Annotated in this window: 20 protein-coding genes and 1 pseudogene; 18 read left to right on the top strand and 3 right to left on the bottom strand. The window is 65.6% G+C overall.

Translation table 11 applies throughout. The annotated features are described in order from the left end of the window. Nucleotides 1-208 precede the first annotated feature (208 nt). Nucleotides 209-511 (top strand): co-chaperone GroES, encoded by a 303-nt coding sequence (gene groES / locus ACZY0B_RS12355; RefSeq protein ID WP_036466886.1) that lies wholly within the window; start codon nt 209-211, stop codon nt 509-511. Nucleotides 512-608: 97 nt separating this feature from the next. Further along, entirely contained in the window at nt 609-2,231 is a 1,623-nt protein-coding gene (gene groL, locus ACZY0B_RS12360; RefSeq protein ID WP_463764396.1) for a chaperonin GroEL, read from the top strand. Nucleotides 2,232-2,318: 87 nt separating this feature from the next. On the opposite strand, the pseudogene ACZY0B_RS12365 reads toward groL, so the two are convergent. After that, a pseudogene (locus tag ACZY0B_RS12365) lies at nt 2,319-2,456 on the bottom strand (hydrogenase); the annotation flags it as partial. A 135-nt stretch (nt 2,457-2,591) separates the two neighbouring features. Between ACZY0B_RS12365 and ACZY0B_RS12370 the strand changes: the two are divergent. From ACZY0B_RS12370 to ACZY0B_RS12390, 5 genes are all read left to right on the top strand, one after another. Then, a complete protein-coding gene (locus ACZY0B_RS12370) occupies nt 2,592-2,960 on the top strand; it encodes a SpoIIAA family protein (RefSeq protein ID WP_463764397.1) in 369 nt (122 codons plus the stop codon). Nucleotides 2,961-3,072: 112 nt separating this feature from the next. Continuing rightward, nucleotides 3,073-3,738 (top strand): nitroreductase, encoded by a 666-nt coding sequence (locus ACZY0B_RS12375; RefSeq protein WP_463764398.1) that lies wholly within the window; start codon nt 3,073-3,075, stop codon nt 3,736-3,738. A 156-nt stretch (nt 3,739-3,894) separates the two neighbouring features. Next, complete coding sequence (locus ACZY0B_RS12380) at nt 3,895-4,446, top strand: DinB family protein (RefSeq protein WP_463764399.1); 552 nt, start codon at nt 3,895-3,897, stop codon at nt 4,444-4,446. After that, a complete protein-coding gene (locus tag ACZY0B_RS12385; protein WP_463764400.1) occupies nt 4,439-5,134 on the top strand; it encodes a class I SAM-dependent methyltransferase in 696 nt (231 codons plus the stop codon). The genes ACZY0B_RS12380 and ACZY0B_RS12385 overlap by 8 nt, the downstream gene beginning before the upstream one ends. Nucleotides 5,135-5,140: 6 nt before the next feature. After that, a complete protein-coding gene (locus ACZY0B_RS12390) occupies nt 5,141-5,608 on the top strand; it encodes an SRPBCC family protein (RefSeq protein ID WP_463764402.1) in 468 nt (155 codons plus the stop codon). A 275-nt stretch (nt 5,609-5,883) separates the two neighbouring features. Here the strand turns inward: ACZY0B_RS12390 and ACZY0B_RS12395 are convergent, their stop codons facing one another. After that, nucleotides 5,884-6,669, bottom strand: coding sequence for a TetR/AcrR family transcriptional regulator (locus ACZY0B_RS12395; protein WP_463764462.1), 786 nt, complete (start codon nt 6,667-6,669; stop codon nt 5,884-5,886). A gap of 120 nt (nt 6,670-6,789) precedes the next feature. Between ACZY0B_RS12395 and ACZY0B_RS12400 the strand changes: the two genes are divergently transcribed. The 8 genes from ACZY0B_RS12400 (at nt 6,790) to ACZY0B_RS12435 (ending at nt 14,278) form a co-directional block, all read left to right on the top strand. Then, on the top strand, nt 6,790-7,998 hold the full coding sequence (locus ACZY0B_RS12400; RefSeq protein ID WP_463764403.1) for an FAD-dependent oxidoreductase: 1,209 nt from the start codon (nt 6,790-6,792) through the stop codon (nt 7,996-7,998). A gap of 80 nt (nt 7,999-8,078) precedes the next feature. After that, nucleotides 8,079-8,996 carry an LLM class F420-dependent oxidoreductase gene (locus ACZY0B_RS12405; RefSeq protein ID WP_463764404.1) on the top strand — a complete coding sequence of 306 codons (918 nt, stop codon included), beginning with the start codon at nt 8,079-8,081 and terminating at the stop codon, nt 8,994-8,996. A gap of 65 nt (nt 8,997-9,061) precedes the next feature. Then, nucleotides 9,062-9,460, top strand: a complete 399-nt coding sequence (locus ACZY0B_RS12410) for a Zn-ribbon domain-containing OB-fold protein (protein ID WP_463764405.1) — start codon at nt 9,062-9,064, stop codon at nt 9,458-9,460. Between the two features lie 43 nt (nt 9,461-9,503). Continuing rightward, the gene (locus ACZY0B_RS12415) at nt 9,504-10,712 is read left to right on the top strand and encodes a thiolase family protein (RefSeq protein WP_463764406.1); all 1,209 of its coding nucleotides are present in this window, start codon (nt 9,504-9,506) and stop codon (nt 10,710-10,712) included. Nucleotides 10,713-10,825: 113 nt separating this feature from the next. Then, nucleotides 10,826-11,041, top strand: coding sequence for a ferredoxin (locus ACZY0B_RS12420; RefSeq protein WP_463764407.1), 216 nt, complete (start codon nt 10,826-10,828; stop codon nt 11,039-11,041). Beyond that, entirely contained in the window at nt 11,038-12,444 is a 1,407-nt protein-coding gene (locus tag ACZY0B_RS12425; protein WP_463764408.1) for an NAD(P)/FAD-dependent oxidoreductase, read from the top strand. Before ACZY0B_RS12420 ends, ACZY0B_RS12425 begins: the two co-directional genes overlap by 4 nt. A 24-nt stretch (nt 12,445-12,468) precedes the next feature. Continuing rightward, nucleotides 12,469-13,737 carry a cytochrome P450 gene (locus ACZY0B_RS12430; RefSeq protein WP_463764409.1) on the top strand — a complete coding sequence of 423 codons (1,269 nt, stop codon included), beginning with the start codon at nt 12,469-12,471 and terminating at the stop codon, nt 13,735-13,737. A 55-nt stretch (nt 13,738-13,792) separates the two neighbouring features. Beyond that, nucleotides 13,793-14,278 carry a hypothetical protein gene (locus ACZY0B_RS12435; protein WP_463764410.1) on the top strand — a complete coding sequence of 162 codons (486 nt, stop codon included), beginning with the start codon at nt 13,793-13,795 and terminating at the stop codon, nt 14,276-14,278. On the opposite strand, the gene ACZY0B_RS12440 is transcribed toward ACZY0B_RS12435, so the two are convergent. Beyond that, nucleotides 14,279-14,587 carry a WhiB family transcriptional regulator gene (locus ACZY0B_RS12440; RefSeq protein ID WP_313862207.1) on the bottom strand — a complete coding sequence of 103 codons (309 nt, stop codon included), beginning with the start codon at nt 14,585-14,587 and terminating at the stop codon, nt 14,279-14,281. It lies immediately after the preceding gene. Nucleotides 14,588-14,941: 354 nt separating this feature from the next. On the opposite strand from ACZY0B_RS12440, the gene ACZY0B_RS12445 reads away from it, so the two are divergent. From ACZY0B_RS12445 to ACZY0B_RS12455, 3 genes are all read left to right on the top strand, one after another. Next, complete coding sequence (locus ACZY0B_RS12445; RefSeq protein WP_463764411.1) at nt 14,942-15,784, top strand: hypothetical protein; 843 nt, start codon at nt 14,942-14,944, stop codon at nt 15,782-15,784. An 80-nt stretch (nt 15,785-15,864) separates the two neighbouring features. Further along, complete coding sequence (locus ACZY0B_RS12450) at nt 15,865-16,440, top strand: sigma-70 family RNA polymerase sigma factor (protein WP_201263433.1); 576 nt, start codon at nt 15,865-15,867, stop codon at nt 16,438-16,440. Continuing rightward, on the top strand, nt 16,433-17,170 hold the full coding sequence (locus ACZY0B_RS12455) for an anti-sigma-D factor RsdA (RefSeq protein ID WP_463764412.1): 738 nt from the start codon (nt 16,433-16,435) through the stop codon (nt 17,168-17,170). Before ACZY0B_RS12450 ends, ACZY0B_RS12455 begins: the two co-directional genes overlap by 8 nt. Nucleotides 17,171-17,174: the final 4 nt, after the last annotated feature.

The following is a 17,174-nucleotide window of genomic DNA, read 5'->3' on the forward strand; positions in this document are numbered from 1 at the left end:
CGGCCTTGAGTGCTAGCACTCTCGTGTATAGAGTGCTAGGTGGCAATCGGACGATCCCCTGTGTCGGCTCCCGCGACGACGGCCCAAGGGCACGGCCGAATGCCGAATCATCTGGTAATTGGACGGTTCGGGCAACCCCTGGATCGACCGCCAACTCCAGTCCGGGCGAGCGTCCCGGACCCGATCCAAATAGTGGAGGGCTCCAATCGTGGCGAAGGTGAAGATCAAGCCACTCGAGGACAAGATTCTCGTGCAGGCCAACGAGGCCGAGACCACGACCGCATCCGGTCTGGTTATTCCTGACACTGCCAAGGAGAAGCCGCAAGAAGGCACCGTCGTCGCAGTCGGCCCCGGCCGGTGGGACGAGGACGGCGACAAGCGGATCCCGCTGGACGTGTCGGAAGGTGACACCGTCATCTACAGCAAGTACGGCGGCACCGAGATCAAGTACAACGGCGAGGAATACCTGATCCTGTCGGCACGCGACGTGCTGGCCGTCGTATCCAAGTAACGAACCGTGTTCCGCCCCGGCGATCCCCGTGTGCAAGCACGGGTGATTTCCGGGGCGGCATGCGTTATCCCGCCTCTTAGCCTCTTAAAGGAATCTGATGAGCAAGCTGATTGAGTACGACGAAACCGCACGTCGCGGTATCGAGGCGGGCGTGAACAAGCTCGCCGACGCGGTGCGCGTAACGCTGGGACCGCGCGGTCGGCATGTGGTGCTGGCCAAGGCGTTCGGCGGACCCACCGTCACCAACGACGGCGTGACCGTCGCGCGGGAGATCGACCTGCAAGACCCGTTCGAGAACCTGGGTGCCCAGTTGGTGAAGTCGGTGGCCACCAAGACCAACGATGTTGCCGGCGACGGCACCACCACCGCGACCGTGCTGGCGCAAGCGCTGATCAAGGCCGGCTTGCGTCAGGTGGCCGCGGGTGCCAACCCGATCTCGCTCGGCACCGGCATCAGCCAGGCCGCCGACGCGGTGTCCGAGGCGCTGCTGGCGGCGGCCATCCCGGTCTCCGGCAAGGAGGGCATCGCGCAGGTGGCCACCGTCTCCTCGCGCGACGAGCAGATCGGTGAGCTGGTCGGCGAAGCGATGTCCAAGGTCGGCACCGACGGCGTGGTCAGCGTCGAAGAATCGTCGACGATGAACACAGAGCTGGAGTTCACCGAGGGTGTCGGTTTCGACAAGGGTTTCCTGTCGGCGTATTTCGTGACCGACTTCGACTCGCAAGAGGCCGTGCTCGATGATCCGCTGATCCTGCTGCACCAGGACAAGATCAGCTCGCTGCCCGACCTGCTGCCCATGCTCGAAAAGGTCGCCGAATCGGGCAAGCCGCTGTTGATCATCGCCGAGGACATCGATGGCGAGGCGCTGGCGACGCTGGTGGTGAACTCCATCCGCAAGACGCTCAAGGCGGTCGCGGTCAAGGCGCCGTTCTTCGGTGACCGGCGCAAGGCCTTCCTGGAAGACCTGGCGATCGTGACCGGTGGCCAGGTGGTCAACCCCGATGCTGGTCTGTTGTTGCGTGAGGTGGGCATCGATGTGCTGGGCTCGGCCCGGCGCGTGGTGGTCAGCAAGGACGACACCATCATCGTCGAGGGCGGCGGCGCGGCAGATGCGGTGGAAAAGCGCGTCAAGCAACTGCATGCCGAGATCGAGAACAGCGACTCGGAATGGGATCGCGAAAAGCTGCAGGAGCGAGTGGCCAAGCTGGCCGGCGGCGTGGCCGTCATCAAGGTCGGGGCCGCCACCGAGACCGCGCTCAAGGAGCGCAAGGAAAGCGTTGAGGATGCCGTCGCGGCCGCCAAGGCGGCCGTCGAGGAGGGCATCGTCACCGGCGGCGGATCGGCGCTCATCCAGGCCGGCAAGGTGTTGGAGAAGCTGCGTAAGTCGCTGAAAGGCGACGAGGCCACGGGTGTCGATGTGTTCGCCGACGCTCTCACCGCGCCGCTGTACTGGATTGCTTCCAACGCCGGGCTGGACGGTGCGGTCGCCATCAACAAGGTCCGTGAGCTGCCGGCAGGGCACGGATTGAACGCGGCCACGCTGGACTATGGCGACTTGGTTGCCCAGGGCGTCATCGACCCGGTCAAGGTCACCCGCTCGGCGGTGCTGAACGCCGCGTCGGTGGCCCGCATGGTGCTGACCACCGAGACGGCGATCGTCGAGAAGCCCGCGGAAGAGGCAGACGACCACGGCCACGGCCACGGTCACCATCACCACTAGGCGATCACAACAAGTGCCCCCGGTTAAAACGCCGGGGGCACTTGCGTTTGGGGCGAGCATGCGGCGGGTCATGCACCGGTTTCGTCAGAGTCCGATGATGACGATCCCCACGCCGACCACGCTCGACAGCGCCATGCGCGGATTGTTCAGTGCGGGTGCGGCGAAACCGGTGAGCAGGCCGAGCAGAAATAGGGCCAACCCAAGCGTGAACAGCACCGTCTGCACGCCAGAACAGTAGGGGTATTCAGCTGTGTGCGCCGGGAGTGCTGACCAAAGACCTTGCATGTGTTGACTTTGTCCCGCTGCGACCGGCTCGCGCCGGCCCGAGGATGGTGATACGTCCACCTTCCAGGAGCAGACATGATCGACTACGAATTCGACAAAGCCCACTCGATCCTGCGCATTCGGCCGGAATCATCGCTCGACAAAAGCGATTTCGCTGAACTTGCCAAAGTCGTTGACCCCGAGATCGAGACGGGCGGCGCCCTCGCCGGACTCATCATCGACGCGCCGCGCTTTCCGGGGTGGGACAGCTTCGGGGCGTTGGTGACTCACCTACGGTTCGTGCGCGATCACCACAAGCATGTCAAAAAGATCGCGGTCGTCACCGACTCACACCTCGGCGATGTCGCCGAGCATCTGGCCTCGCACTTCATCGCGGCGGACATCCGCCCCTTCCCCGGCGGTCAGGTCGAGCAGGCCCGGCATTGGATCATCGGTGACGAGTAGTACGCCGAGTTGCGGCCACGGCCACCACCACCACCACTAAGCGAGACTGTTCCATTTTACTGGTCAGTGCCTATGCTGTGCGCGGAGCTGACTTGGACTGTAGGTGGGGATCGTGGACGTATACGAGGCAGTCACAACTCGACGGGCGGTGCGCGGATTCACCGACCAGCCTGTGCCACGGGAGGTGCTGGAGCGCGTGCTGTCCGCCGCGGCGTGGTCGCCGTCCGGATCGAACCTTCAGCCGTGGAACACCTATGTGGTGACCGGCGCGCTGCTGACCGAGCTCAAGACGCGCGCCGTCGAGCGCGTGGCCCACGGTGACCCGTGGGACGAACGGCAGTACGAGATGTACCCGCCCGAACTGAAGTCTCCATACCACGAGCGCCGATCCGCCTTCGGCAAGGAGCGTTACAGCGCACTCGGCATCGCGCGCGAGGACTGGGAGGCGCGCCAGCGGGCGGCCATCGCGAACTGGAACTGTTTCGGTGCGCCTGCCGCGCTGTTCTGCTACATCGACCGCGACCTGGGCATGGCCCAATGGGCCGATGTCGGGATGTATTTGCAGACCGTCATGCTGTTGTCGCGAGCCGAAGGGCTGCACAGTTGCCCGCAGATGGCGTGGTCGCAGGTTCGGAAAACGGTTGCCGATGTCCTGTCACCCCCGGACGGGCTGATCCTGTTCTGCGGCATGTCGATTGGGTACGAGGACCCCAAGGTGAGTTATGCCCGGACGGGCCGCGCCCCGCTCGACGAGACGGTCACGTTCGTCGACGGTTAGTTGGCGGCTTTGGTCTGGGTCTGGTACGTCTGGGTGCACCCGTCGCCCGGGCCGAGATTCCCTCGAGTCGCGCTCTGCGAGGCAAGTGTGCTTGGCGCTGATCGACGTCGCGCGTATACGTTGGGTGTGTCTGGGCTAGAAAGATCAGGTGGTCCGATGAACGACTCGACGGACGCGGTAAGGGACGACTTGGCGTGGGTCGCCACCGATTTCGCTGCTCTGCTGGGTTCCGCCCAGGCGGATGAGCTGGATGCCCCGAGTGTGGGAACTCGTTGGACCAACAGACAGCTGTTGTTTCACATGCTCCTGGGTCAGCGCATCACACGTTTGGTCATTGTGGTTATGGGCGGCTTCTCCCGCCTCCCACCCGGAGCGTCGAAGCGCTGGAGCCGTGCCATGGCTGCGTTCACCCGCCCCTATGACGAGCTCAACTGGTTTGGTGGTGTCGTCGGCGGACGCATCAACAGTGTTGGGTCGATGCGGCGGCAGATGGACCGGGTCACCCGCAGCATCCTGAACTGGTATGACCATGCAGATGCGCAGGCCCTTCACCGCGGAATGACTGTCGCCTCGTCCTGGGACCCCTACTTCACACCGTGGATGGACCGCGCTGACCTGCTGCGGTGGGCGCCCAGGCACTATCGTCACCATCGCGGGCAGCTCTCGCTGGCATCGGTTCACCAAGCCCCAGAGGCGCGCGGTGAGTGAGAGCCAGCGGGGCGGACCCGGTCCGCGAACCGAGGGCTTGGCCCCCCATCTGGCGGCCCGCGTCTATGACCGCATCGGCCGACTTCAAGACACCCAGCGGGTCTTCGAGGCGCCGGCGTTGGCGCGGCTGACCGCCGATGGTCGACTCTCCGAAGCTCGCCGTGTAGTCGAGGTCGGTTGCGGGACGGGCGGGTTCGCGCATGACCTGCTGACGAACGTGTGTGGTCCAGAGTGCCGCTATGACGGTCTCGACGTGAGCCAGCGGATGTGCCGGATCGCAAGCAAAAGGCTGTCGAGGTGGTCTGCTCGGGCCCGAGTCATGCGCGTCGACGGTACCCTCCCGCTTGCCTTGCCCACGGCCTGTGCTGATCGCGTCGTTGCAGCGTTCGTCCTGGATCTGCTACCCACTGAGTACGCCCGGCAGCTGCTGGCCGATACGCACCGGATCCTCGCGCCCGGAGGCCTGTTGTGCCTGGCAAGCCTGGTCCAGGGCACCACAAGGGCCAGTCGCGCCTTCTCCTCGGCCTGGAGCATCGTCGCGCAACGTGCCCCCGCCCTGCTCGGCGGATGTCGTCCCGTGGTGCTGGCGGACCTACTGGACCCCGAGTATTGGGTGGTCCACACCGACACCGCCGTGACCGCGCGGGGCGTTCCCGTCGGCGTCCTGGTGGCCGAACGTCAGGAGTGACGCGTCATGATGGTTGGCCAACCGGTGGTGTCCGAGTCGATCCAGATCGCCGCACCCGCGTCCCGGATCTTCGACATCCTCGCCGCTCCGCGGCGACACGTCGAAATCGACGGTTCGCACATGCTCCGGCGCTGCCTTGACGGGCCCGCCCGCTTGGGCCTCGGGTCGGAGTTCGTCATGTCGATGCGTTTATGGAGTTTTCCCTACCGGGTGCGCAACCGAGTCGTCGAGTTCGAGGAGAACCGCCTGATCGCCTGGCGCCACTTCGAACCGCAGCACTGGCGCTTCGAACTGGTGCCCACCGAATCCGGCACCCGAGTCACCGAAACCTTCGACTACAGCTATTGGCCCCCCGCCGGCCGCCTCCTGCTGGTTGCTCTGGGCTGGCCCCGAAGAAACAAACCCGCCATCACCAAGACACTGGCACTACTCGCACGTACAGCCCAGAGCAGCACAACCGAAACAAACGGATAAGTTCGATCGCAGGCTGGCCATCGTCTTGCGTCAGTCGTCGTCACGACCTGCCGATCGGTGTGTCACGCGACTTGCTGGCCACCTCCGGATTCGTCGGGTCGTTCGACAAGCTTCCATTTCTTGACGCGGACGCCCGCACTGACGAGGGCGACGGCTGTGGTGTGTTCGCCGTACCCAATCCTCCCGCCCCTCAGAGCATTGATCCGCCCCCGCCGGCGATAGTGGGCCCCATCGAGCGTCTCCCGTGGTGCCGTTAGACCACGCTGCCCGGGTCGTCAGCGACTCGGCGCCGCGACGGCGCGTACGAACGCGTCGGCGAAGACGTCGCAGGCGGTGTCAACGTCGGGCATCCGGACCGCGGGGACATTGGGTGCAACCGGCCGCAGGAACATATGGAAGATGATGGGCCCCAACAGTTCTTGGGCCAGCAGCGGCAAGGGCAGGTCGCGGATGCGTCCGGCACGAATCTCGGCGTCGAACCAGCGACCGAGCACCCCGAACATGCGCGGCGCGCTGTAGGCCACCAGGGATTGCACGGCGGGACTGGTTGGCCGTGCGAAGGCCTCGGCGAAAATCGCCGGGGCAACCCGGGGTTCGCGGCCCAGCGCGGTCGCGACGGTTCGGTACAAACCTCGCACCATGTCGGTCAGGTCGCCGCCGGGGCGCGCGAGGTATTCCTCGATATCGAGGACGGGGCTGTGCCGCTCGAACACCGCCCGCATCAACTCGTCACGCCCGCCGAAAACCGCATGCAGACTGTAGACGGAGCAATTCGCCCGTGCGGCAACGGCTTCCAGTGTTCCGGCGGACAGGCCGGATTCGCTGATCAGTGCTGCGGCGGCGTCGACGGCACGGACGCGGACAGGCGGTAGGCCGCCGGGGTCCACTCCGGCGGCGCGGACCGCGTCGTCCAAGGCGGCGCGTGAGCCGCCAAGGCGACGCAACAGGGTGCTCCTCGAGATGCCAGCCTCACCCGCGATCGTTGCGACAGGAACGTTGGCGACATCCTTGCCCAGCTTTTTGGCGGCGCGTAGCGCTGCGTTCACCAATTCGGGAGACAAGACCGGTTCAGTCATTACCGCCTCCTACACAGCTGTGATACGTTCCTTTAGGTAGGCTGCAATTGTATTCCATGCACGACGCTGGTCCGCTGATTCCACGGTCGTAGGGAGTGTCAGGCCATGACGCGAGTTCTGCAGACCCAGGTCTGTGTTGCCGGTGGCGGGCCCGCGGGCCTCGTTCACGCCCTGCTGCTGGCCCGTGCCGGGATCCCGGTTGTCGTCCTGGAAAAGCACAACGACTTCCTGCGCGACTTCCGCGGCGACACCGTGCATCCGAGCACCCTGCGGATCATGGACGAGCTGGGGTTCATCGACGAGTTCCTGCGTCTACCGCACACCAAGATCGACCGTGTCGCCTTCGACACCGACGGCTCACTTCGCACCCTCGGCAACTTCAGCGTGCTCAAACGGCTCGGCTTCAACCAGCCCTATATCGCGTTGATGCCACAGTGGGACTTCCTCGACTTCCTTGCCGAAAAAGCTTCTGCCTACCCGGAATTCACCCTGATCCGCAATGCGGAGGTCACCGACCTGATCTTCGATGGCCCTCGGGTGGCCGGGGTGCGCACCCCGGAACTGGAGGTGCGCACCGAGCTGGTGATAGGCGCGGACGGGCGCAAGTCCGCGGTACGCGCCGCGGCGGGGCTGCCGATCGCTGCGGCGCATTCCCCGATGGACGTGCTGTGGTTCCGGCTGAAATGGCGCCCCGGCGACCCCGAGGAACTGTTCGCGGTGCTGCGCAAAGGCCTGATGATGGCCATGATTTACCGCGGCGACTACTGGCAGGTCGCGAGCCTGGTGCCCAAGGGGTCACACCCCCGGGAAGGATCGCTGGAGGCGTTCAAGGAGCGCATGGTCGCCGCGCAACCGCGGCTGCGTGAACACGTCGACGACTTGACCTCCTGGGACGACACCAGCGAGCTCGACGTGCGGGTGGACCGGCTCAAGACTTGGTGGCGTACGGGCCTGCTGTGCATCGGCGATGCCGCGCATGCCATGTCGCCGGCCGGCGGGGTCGGCATCAACCTCGCGGTCGCCGATGCGGTGGCCGCTGCCAACATCCTGTGCGCCCCGCTGCGCGAAGGCCGGCTGACCGACGCGGACCTCGCGAAGGTGCAGCGGCGCCGCGAGCTGCCCACCCGGATAGTCCAGGCCTTCCAGGTCGTGATGCAGGACAGAGCGATCGCACCCAATCTCAGCGGTGACCTATCTCCGATCCCTGTCCCGAAGATCGTGGGTTTTGGCCCGCTGCAAGCGATTCCGCCGATTTTCGTCGGGCGGGGCTTCCGCCCCGAACATGTGCGTACGCCCAACGTCCACACCGTCTAGTCCACCGTAGCCCGCACGGCATGGCTCCCCGCGGCCACGGCCGGGAATGTGATCGGCGTTTCGCGTGGTTACGCTAGAGCGTGACCATTCGACTCGGATTGCAGATTCCCAACTTCTCCTACGGCACGCCGGTCGCCGAGCTGTTTCCCGCCGTCAAGGCCCAGGCCCAGGAGGCCGAGGCCGCCGGATTCGACACGGTGCTGCTGATGGACCACTTCTATCAACTGCCGGGGCTAGGTGAACCCGACGAACCCATGCTGGAGGCCTACACCGCGCTGGGCGCTTTGGCCACGGCCACCGAGCGCGTGCAGCTGTCGACGTTGGTGACCGGTAACACCTATCGCAACCCGACCCTGCTGGCCAAGGCGGTGACGACGTTGGACGTCGTCAGCGCGGGTCGGGCAATCCTCGGTATCGGGGCGGGCTGGTTCGAGCTGGAGCACCGGCAACTGGGCTTCGACTTCGACACGTTCACCGAACGGTTCGAAAAGCTCGAGGAAGCGTTGCAGATCGTCGTCGGAATGTTCCACGGCGAGCGCCCCAGCTTCTCCGGCAAGTGGTATCACACCGAGAGCGCGATCAACGAGCCCCGCTATCGGGACCACATCCCGATCATGCTCGGCGGCAGCGGTGAGAAGAAGACGTTCCGATTGGCCGCTCGGTACGCCGACCACCTCAACCTGATCGCCGACATCGACGCGCTGCCCGGCAAGCTGGATGTGCTGCGGCAACGCTGCGACGAAATCAACCGGGACCCAACAACTTTGGAGACCAGCACCTTGCTGACTGTCATCCTGGACGATGCGCCCCGCGACATCGGCGAGGCGCGTGGTGGCCGGGCTGTCGCCGGCACGCCCGAGCAAGTAGCCGACGAGATCAAACGCCGGGTCCTCGATGTCGGCGTCGACGGCGTGATCGTCAACCTCCCGACACACGGTTACACGCCCGGTGTCATCACGAAGGTGGGCGACGCGCTCAAGCCGCTCGTCGGCGCGTAGTCACCCCGCCGACGTAGGTCGGCCGCCAAGCGATACCGTCGAACACACCAACGATGGAGGTGCGCATGGCCGGGCAGATCCCGCTGGTCGACTACCTGGTGCTGGACGACGGCGATCCGCATCTGGTCGCGCAGGAATGCGTCAACTGCGGTGCCAGATTCTTCGACCGACGCAACGCGTGTGCCAAGTGCTTTGCCACCGAATTCACGACCGCCCCGATCGCGACCGAGGGCACGGTGCGCGCGTTCACCATCGTCGCGTTCGCGGCACCCGGGATTCCAACCCCGTTCGTGGCAGCGGTGGTCGATTGCGGCGGAACACAGGTGCGCGCCAACCTCATCAACGTCGAACCCGATCCCGAGCACGTTTTCGACGGTATGAAAGTGCGCCTCGCCACCCAATCGATCGGCACCGACTCCGCGGGCACCGAGGCGGTCGGCTTCGGCTTCGCGCCCGTCTCGTGAACGGCTTCAGAAGATCCGCAACGTATTTGACGAAGGAGTCGGGATGAGCGCAAGCGATGAGGTCTGGATCCTCGGCATCCAGATGACCAAGTTCGGCAAGCACCCCGAACTCGACACCGTCGACCTCGCGGCCGAAGCAGCCATGGGCGCGCTTTCGGACGCCGGCGTCACGATGGCGGACATCGGCGTGATTGCCGCGGGCAACCTGATGAACGCGAGTGCCGGGATCGGCCAACAGCTGCAGAAGCAGATCGGCCAGACCGGCATCCCGGTGTACAACGTCGCGAATGCCTGCGCGACGGGTGCTACCGCATTGCGCACCGCGATCATGGCCGTCAAGGCCGGCGAGGTGGACTACGGCCTGGCGGTAGGTGTCGAGAAGCTCGCGGGCGCCGGTCTGCTGGCGGGCGGGGCTAAGAAGAAAGACGCGGACACCTGGACACCGGCGGGCCGCTACGGGGCGGTGGCGGCAATCGACGGCAGGATCGGCACGGAGACGATGCCGGGCGTCTTCGCACAGATCGGCGTCGAGTACGGCCACAAGTACGGTGGCGCCAGCTTCGAGTTGTTCGCGAAGATCAGCGAGAAGAACCACGCCCACTCCACCCTGAATCCGCTTGCGTCATACCAAAAGCGGTTCACCCTCGAGCAGATCATGAACGACGTCATGATCGCGTACCCGAACACGCGCCCGATGTGCTCGGCGAACTGCGATGGCGCCGCGGCCGCCGTCGTATGCAGTGGCGAGACGCTGAAGTCGTTGTCGCTGCAGCAGCGCAGGCGCGCGGTGAAGGTGTCGGCGTCGGTGCTGACCACCGACCCGTACGAAGAAGGTTGCCAGGTGTTGCCGAACGTCAACACCCTCACCCGAAAGGCCGCAACCATCGCTTACGAGCAGGCGGGCATCGGGCCCGCCGACCTCGATCTCGTCGAATTGCACGATTGCTTCGCCACCGCCGAGTTGGTGCACTACGACAACTTGATGCTGTGTGAGGAGGGCGGCGCCGCGGACTTCTTCAACTCGGGTGCCACCTGGCGTGACGGCTCGACGCCGGTGAACGTGTCGGGTGGCCTGGAGTCCAAGGGCCATCCCATCGCCGCCACCGGCATCGCCAACGTATGGGAGATCTGTCACCATCTGCGCGGCGAGGCTGGAGACCGCCAGATCGCCGACGCCAAAGTGGGCCTGGCCCACGTGATCGGACTCGGTTCCGCGTGCGGCGTGCATGTCCTGGAGCGCTCGACGGCGTAAGCATCTGGCGCTTGACCCGCGCGCCTGCGTACTGTTGCTCTCGCTGCCGGGATGTTGATCCACGGCCGCAGCGTTGACAGCCTGCACCGTCGGCTGCCGGAAGGTGCCAGAACATGCGAATTGTGGTGGACCTCAATCGCTGCCAGGGATACGCGCAATGCGTCCCGCTGGCTCCGGATGTCCTCAAAATGCATGGCGAGGAGGCGCTGGCCTACGACCCTAATCCCGACGATTCCCAGCGCCAACGGGTGTTGCGGGCCGTGGCGTCGTGTCCGGTGCAGGCCATCCAGCTTGAGGTCGACCCACCCGCGGACCGCACGGCACCATGACTTCCGCGGCATCATTGGTCACCGAGCTGGTCGCGGCATTCAAGGCGCAGGGCCGCATCGTCATTGTCGGGGCGTCGCTGGCCGGGCTACGCGCCGCCGAGGCGTTGCGCGATGAAGGCTTCACCGGCTCCCTGACCCTCATCGGGGACGAGCCGCACGAACCCTACGACCGCCCGCCCCTGTCCAAACAGGTATTGAAGGGATGGGTGGCCGCGGATCACACCAAGCTGCCCCGGATGCGCGCGATCGACGCCGACTGGCGACTTGGGGTGCCCGCCACGGGCCTGGACCGCGCCAGCCGGGAAGTGTTGTTGGCCAATGGCGATAGGGTCCCCTACGACCGTCTGCTGATCGCGACCGGCACCCGGGCACGCCCGTGGTTCAACGCCGAGGAGGCCAAGCTGGACGGCGTCTTCACGCTGCGCACCAGCGATGACGCCGCCCGGCTGCAGGCGGCCCTGCGCGCGGGTCCGCGGCGCGTGCTGATCGTCGGCTCGGGTTTCATCGGCTCCGAAATGGCCTCTGTCTGTTGCGAACTCGGCCTGCCGGTGACGGTTGCCGAACGGGGTGGCGGCCCGCTGGTGGGGGCACTGGGCGGGGTGATCGCTGAGATCGCCGCCGAGATGCAGCGCGACGCCGGCGTCGACCTGCGCACCGGCGTCGCGGTCCAGGCCCTCGAAGGCGACACCGACGGGCGGGTGCGGCGAGCCCGCCTCTCTGACGGGACCACCCTCGACGTCGATGTCGTGGTGGCGTCGTTGGGGTCGATCCGCAACGTCGAATGGCTGGAAGGTGCCCAACTCGCCACCGGATTTTGGGGGGTTGCCTGCGACGCCGGCTGCCGGGCATTCGACTTCAACGGCGTGGTAACCGACACCATCTTCGTCGCGGGCGACGTCGCCCGTGCGCCCCATGTGCTCTACGGGTACGAGTTCCTCTCGCTGGAGCACTGGGACAACGCCGTTTCGGGCGCGCAGGTCGCGGCGAAAAACATGATCAGCCTGGAAATAGACCGGTGCCCGCACCTGCCACTGCCGTCGTTCTGGTCGGCCCAGTTCGGGGTGAACATCAAAGGTGTCGGCGTGTGTTCCTTCGGTGACCAGATCGTGTTCACCCAGGGCTCCGTCGCGGACCGCCGCTTCGCCGCGGCATACGGGTACCGGGGCCGCATCGTGGGTGCGGTCACGTTCAATCACGGCAAGTGGTTGGAGTACTACGGATCTCTGATCGAGCAATCCGCGCCGTTCCCGCCTCCGCCGCCGGGCTTCGACCGGCCCACGGACAGCAAGCCGAGCCCGGCCCGGTTCCCAGACCCGCGGGAGCCGACCGCATTTCCCGACGTCGTCTTGACCGGCCATGATCCGACGTCGCGCGGCGCGGAAGTCATCTCCCGACACCGTTGACCCAATGCCGGACGAGGAGCCACGATGACACGAGCGGAAATCGCCTGGGCGGAGGCGATGAAGTACGAGAACCGCCACGACCCATACCCGTTCTTCGACCAGTTGCGCGAAACACCGGTGGTACGGGTGGCCGAGAACACCTATGTCGTGACGGGTTACCGGGAACTGCTGGCGTTGGCCCACGATCCTCGGATCAGTTCGGATCTGACTCGCAGCCCCATCGGTGGACAAGGGGCGGAGGCCCAGCCTGGAACCGCGGACCCTGACGGCTACGGCCACGACGCCAGCATCATCGTGTCCGACCCACCCGACCACGACAGGGCCCGCCGCCAACTGATGCGGCATTTCGGACCGCCGCATGCTCCGGATGTCATTCCGAACATGGAGCCTGAGATCCAACGTCTCTGCACCGGGCTGCTCGACGCGGTTAAAGCTAAGGGCGAGAACAGGTTCGATGTTGTCGACGAGTATGCGTACCCGGTTCCGGTGGCAGTCATCTGCAAGATTTTGGGTGTTCCACTCGAGGATGAACCGACCTTCCACGCCTGGATTCACGATTTCATGGCGGGCACGGATTTAGGCCCGGATGCGGCGACCGCGGAAGGTCAGGTTCGTGCCCGCAAGGGCGCCGACGGCACGGCGGCGCTCACGCAGTACATGTCCGACCTGATCCACCGCTTCCTGGAAGAACCGGGCGAAGGCCTGCTGTCCAAACTGGTGAACGACAGCGACGGTCCCGACGGGGCGATGTCGCCGAAAGAGGCTGTCGCCAACGGGATTCTGCTCCTGGTCGCCGGGCATGACTCGACGGTCAACACCATCGCCAACTGCGTGATGACATTCCTGCGCAACCCGGGAGCCCTAGAGCGGCTGCGTGACCGGCCGGAGCTGATTCCCGGCGCCATCGAGGAAGTGCAGCGCCTGCAGTCGGCGGTGCAGTTCTTTCCCAGCTACAGCGCAGCGGCCGATATCGAGATCGCCGGGACCGTCATCCCGAAGGGCGCTGCGGTGCATCTGATGTACAGCGCGGCAAACCGCGACCCGGCACGATTCACGAACCCGAACCAGTTCGACCCCGAACGCCCCGACAATGAGCATCTCGGTTGGGGCAGCGGCATACACGTCTGCATGGGCGGCCCACTCGCCCGGTTGGAGGTCAACGTCGCGCTGGAGACCTTCCTGCGACGCGTCGAGAATCCACGCCTGGTCATCGACCCGCCGCCGTACCGCCGCAGCCAAATCTTCCGCGGCCCCGCCCATCTCGTGATCGACTTCGACCGAATCTCCGGCTGAGAACCTGCTGTTCAGTTTTCGGCTGTTGCCCTGCGAAAACCCAAAGGCGAGCATGATGACGAATCGCATAGGAGCCCACCGGCTCGGGGTATCGATGATGGCCTTCGTTGCCTACACCGCGGTGATGCTGGTGCTGGAACGGCGCATGCGTCAGGCCGGCGGTGCGGGGATCATCCCATTTGAGCTCGCCGGCAACGCTTCCCGAGCCGAGGCAATCATGGCCCGCTGGGGCAGCGACGGTCAGCGCGCCGCGCGGTTATCCATGTGGCTGGATTTCGGCTACATGACAACCTATGGCAGCCTCCTGGCCCTGCTCGTGGAACGCGTGCGGCGACGCCGTGGCCACCCAGCCGGCTTGCCCGCCGTCGTGATTGTTGCCGTGGCCGGCGACGCGCTCGAGGGCGTCTCGCTGCTGAAGGTACTCGACGGCACCCGCGTCGGCGTGTATTCGCGGCGTGCGCGAATCGCCGCTCTTACCAAGTTCGCCGTTCTCGCCCTGGCGCTCGGATACGTCGCGGTGGGGTCTTTCGCGCGTAGCTGACTAGGCCGAGCGGCGAATGCCGCGGTTGCGGCCGATATCGCCCTTCAGCAGCATGTCGCGCTCCGATTCGGACAGGCCGCCCCACACTCCGTAGGGCTCACCGACGTCGAGTGCGTGCGACCGGCACTGCTGGATCACCGGGCACTGCCGGCACATCTCCTTGGCGCGCTGCTCACGCTGCATGCGGGCACGGCCACGCTCGCCGTCGGGGTGGAAGAACATCGATGAATCAACGCCGCGGCACAGTCCCTGCAGTTGCCAGTTCCAGATGTCCGCGTTGGGCCCGGGTAGCTGCTCCGGCTGTGGCATGGTTAGTTCCCTCCTGCACGGCGCGGCCTAGTGAGGTTAGGTTCGCAAGTGAGTGTGCAACTGATTTAAGGGTGGCGTCACCGATGACTACCCGTCATTGCTAGAACTTAGGGGCGTCGATGAATTTCCGTCAATAGGCGCTTAGTGTGACAAAGTATATAGAGGTTGGAACAGAATTAACTCTGCGTTCATCTGCCACGTATTTGGCGTAGGAGAACGGTGCTACCAGGTACTTGACCAAACTGAGATTTCCCAGCTCAGAGCCCAAGAGCCGGTAAGTGCCATTTAGTACAGAGATGATCGTGATTAACATTTCGGTAACACCAACAGCACGAACTGTTTACTACTATCACCGTGATTGAAACTCGTCACACTTCGATGATTGAGCCGACGCTGGCCGCTGCCGCGTTCGGCGACCAGCCGGCACACTGGCCCCTGCCGACGGCGAGGACACCGAACCAACTCTGGTTGCGCGCCGTCGCGGCCGGCGGGCAGGGCCGCTACGGCAGTGCCTACCGCGACCTGGCGGTGCTGCGCCGCGGCGCGGCGTCCGGCCGGCTCGTCACCCCGTTGGTTTCGTTGGCCCACAGCACGCAGGGATCGTTTCTGCGCCAACTCGGATGGCACGCGCGGGCCCGGGGCTGGGACGGTCGTGCCCTGGCTCTCGCCGGCGCCGATCCCGAAGCCCGCGGCGACGCACTGATCGGATTGGCGGCCGACGCGTTGGGCGTCGGCCGCTTCGCTGCCGCGGCGGCCCTGTTGGCACGCGCGGACTCGGCGTTGGCGGCCTGTGCGATCACGGGAGCGGTGCCGGACCGGCTGCCGGTGCGCCGGCGATGGGTGGGTGCCGAGTTGGCGATGGCCAGCGGCGACGGCGCGGTCGCGGTCCGTCGTGCCGAGGAGGCCGTCGAGCTCGCGCAGGCCATGGGACAAGCCTCCGAGCGGCACCGGGTCAAGAGCGAGGTGGTGCTTGCCGCCGCGCTGTGCAGCGCCGGCGACACTGAGCGCGCCCGCGTGGTGGCGGAGGCCGCGCTGGACGCCACCGGCCGCTCGGGACTGATACCGCTGCGATGGGCGGTGGCTTGCTTGCTGATCGATATCCGAAGCGTCACATTTTCGGCACAAAAGCTGATCGAAATCCGGGATGTCTGCGCAGGCCAGGTGCGGCGCGCCGGTGGAACCTGGCTTTCCGCTTGAAACGGCTTGCGGCCGTTATGGTCATTGCGAGAGTTAGCCCGCGATGTGTCCGGTTTGTAACGTTGGAGATACCGCCGTCGATGACAATTCAAGGTGAACGTCTCGACGCTGTGGTTGCAGAAGCCGTGGCGGGAGATGGAAACGCCCTACGGGAGGTGCTGGAGACCATCCGTCCGATTGTGGTGCGATATTGCCGGGCGCGAGTCGGCACAGTCGAGCGGGGGGGCCTGACAGCCGACGATGTGGCTCAGGAGGTGTGCTTGGCGACATTGACAGCACTGCCGCGTTACCGGGATCGAGGACGCCCCTTTCTGGCCTTCCTGTACGGCATTGCGGCACACAAGGTGGCCGACGCCCATCGGGCCGCAGGCCGCGACCTCGCCTACCCCTCCGATTCCGTTCCCGAGCGCTGGTCGTCCGAAGCGGGCCCCGAACAGCGGGCCCTCGAAGCCGATTCGGTCAGCCGGATGAACGAATTACTCGACATCCTTCCCGCCAAGCAGCGTGAGATTCTGATCCTTCGCGTCGTCGTCGGCTTGTCTGCCGAAGAGACCGCCGCCGCCGTCGGCGCAACGCCAGGGGCCGTCCGGGTAGCTCAGCACCGAGCTTTGTCGCGGCTCAAATCCGAGATGGTTGCAGCAGGTGACTATGCCTGAATTTGGTTTCTCAGACCGGCCGGGGCTAGACGAGTTGAGCCGGAGCGATCTGCTGCTCGACGCGCTGGCCGAACGCCAGCCGATCGACGTCGACGATCCCAACGACGATGCGTTGGCCACCCTGCTGGGGGATTGGCGCGACGACTTGCGGTGGCCACCGGCCAGCGCCCTGGTTTCGCCGGAGGAAGCCGTCGGCGCGCTGCGCGCCGGAATGGCCGAGCAGCGTCGTGGCCGGCGCGGTCTGGTGGCGATCGGCTCGGTGGCGGCGACATTGTTGGCCCTCAGCGGATTCGGCGCGATGGTGGTCGAGGCCCGTCCCGGGGGGACGCTGTACGGCCTGCACTCGATGTTCTTTGACGAGCCGCGAGCCAACCAGAACCAGATCATGTTGAGCGCCAAGGCCGATCTGGCGAAGGTCCAGCAACTGATCGACAAGGGGCAGTGGACCAAGGCCGAGAACCAGCTGGCGGAGGTCAGCAGCACCGTGCAGTCGATGAACGACAGCGCCGGCCGAAAAGAATTGCTGGACGAGATCGATCTGTTGAACGCGAGAGTTGATTCGCGCGACCCGAATGCGACGCTCCCACCGGCCGCGCCGCCACCAAGTTCCGCGGTGCTGCCGGCTCCGCAGTCCCAAATCTCGTCGATTCCGAGCCCAGCGACGCCCCCGAGTCCCGCTGCGGGCCGTCACCGGCCCCACTCATCGGTCGAGCCGAGCAGTACGCCCTAGAAAG

The sequence above is a fragment of the Mycobacterium sp. IDUB_19 genome, assembly GCF_055419445.1.

Coding starts and splice junctions, on each gene's coding strand:
- ACZY0B_RS12425 (WP_463764408.1), top strand. CDS start 11,038: ATGACTTCCGCGGCATCATTGGTCACCGAGCTGGTCGCGGCATTCAAG.
- ACZY0B_RS12415 (WP_463764406.1), top strand. CDS start 9,504: ATGAGCGCAAGCGATGAGGTCTGGATCCTCGGCATCCAGATGACCAAG.
- ACZY0B_RS12455 (WP_463764412.1), top strand. CDS start 16,433: ATGCCTGAATTTGGTTTCTCAGACCGGCCGGGGCTAGACGAGTTGAGC.
- ACZY0B_RS12440 (WP_313862207.1), bottom strand. CDS start 14,587: ATGCCACAGCCGGAGCAGCTACCCGGGCCCAACGCGGACATCTGGAAC.
- ACZY0B_RS12390 (WP_463764402.1), top strand. CDS start 5,141: ATGATGGTTGGCCAACCGGTGGTGTCCGAGTCGATCCAGATCGCCGCA.
- ACZY0B_RS12380 (WP_463764399.1), top strand. CDS start 3,895: ATGAACGACTCGACGGACGCGGTAAGGGACGACTTGGCGTGGGTCGCC.
- ACZY0B_RS12370 (WP_463764397.1), top strand. CDS start 2,592: ATGATCGACTACGAATTCGACAAAGCCCACTCGATCCTGCGCATTCGG.
- ACZY0B_RS12400 (WP_463764403.1), top strand. CDS start 6,790: ATGACGCGAGTTCTGCAGACCCAGGTCTGTGTTGCCGGTGGCGGGCCC.
- ACZY0B_RS12450 (WP_201263433.1), top strand. CDS start 15,865: ATGACAATTCAAGGTGAACGTCTCGACGCTGTGGTTGCAGAAGCCGTG.
- ACZY0B_RS12435 (WP_463764410.1), top strand. CDS start 13,793: ATGACGAATCGCATAGGAGCCCACCGGCTCGGGGTATCGATGATGGCC.
- ACZY0B_RS12420 (WP_463764407.1), top strand. CDS start 10,826: ATGCGAATTGTGGTGGACCTCAATCGCTGCCAGGGATACGCGCAATGC.
- ACZY0B_RS12430 (WP_463764409.1), top strand. CDS start 12,469: ATGACACGAGCGGAAATCGCCTGGGCGGAGGCGATGAAGTACGAGAAC.
- groL (WP_463764396.1), top strand. CDS start 609: ATGAGCAAGCTGATTGAGTACGACGAAACCGCACGTCGCGGTATCGAG.
- ACZY0B_RS12410 (WP_463764405.1), top strand. CDS start 9,062: ATGGCCGGGCAGATCCCGCTGGTCGACTACCTGGTGCTGGACGACGGC.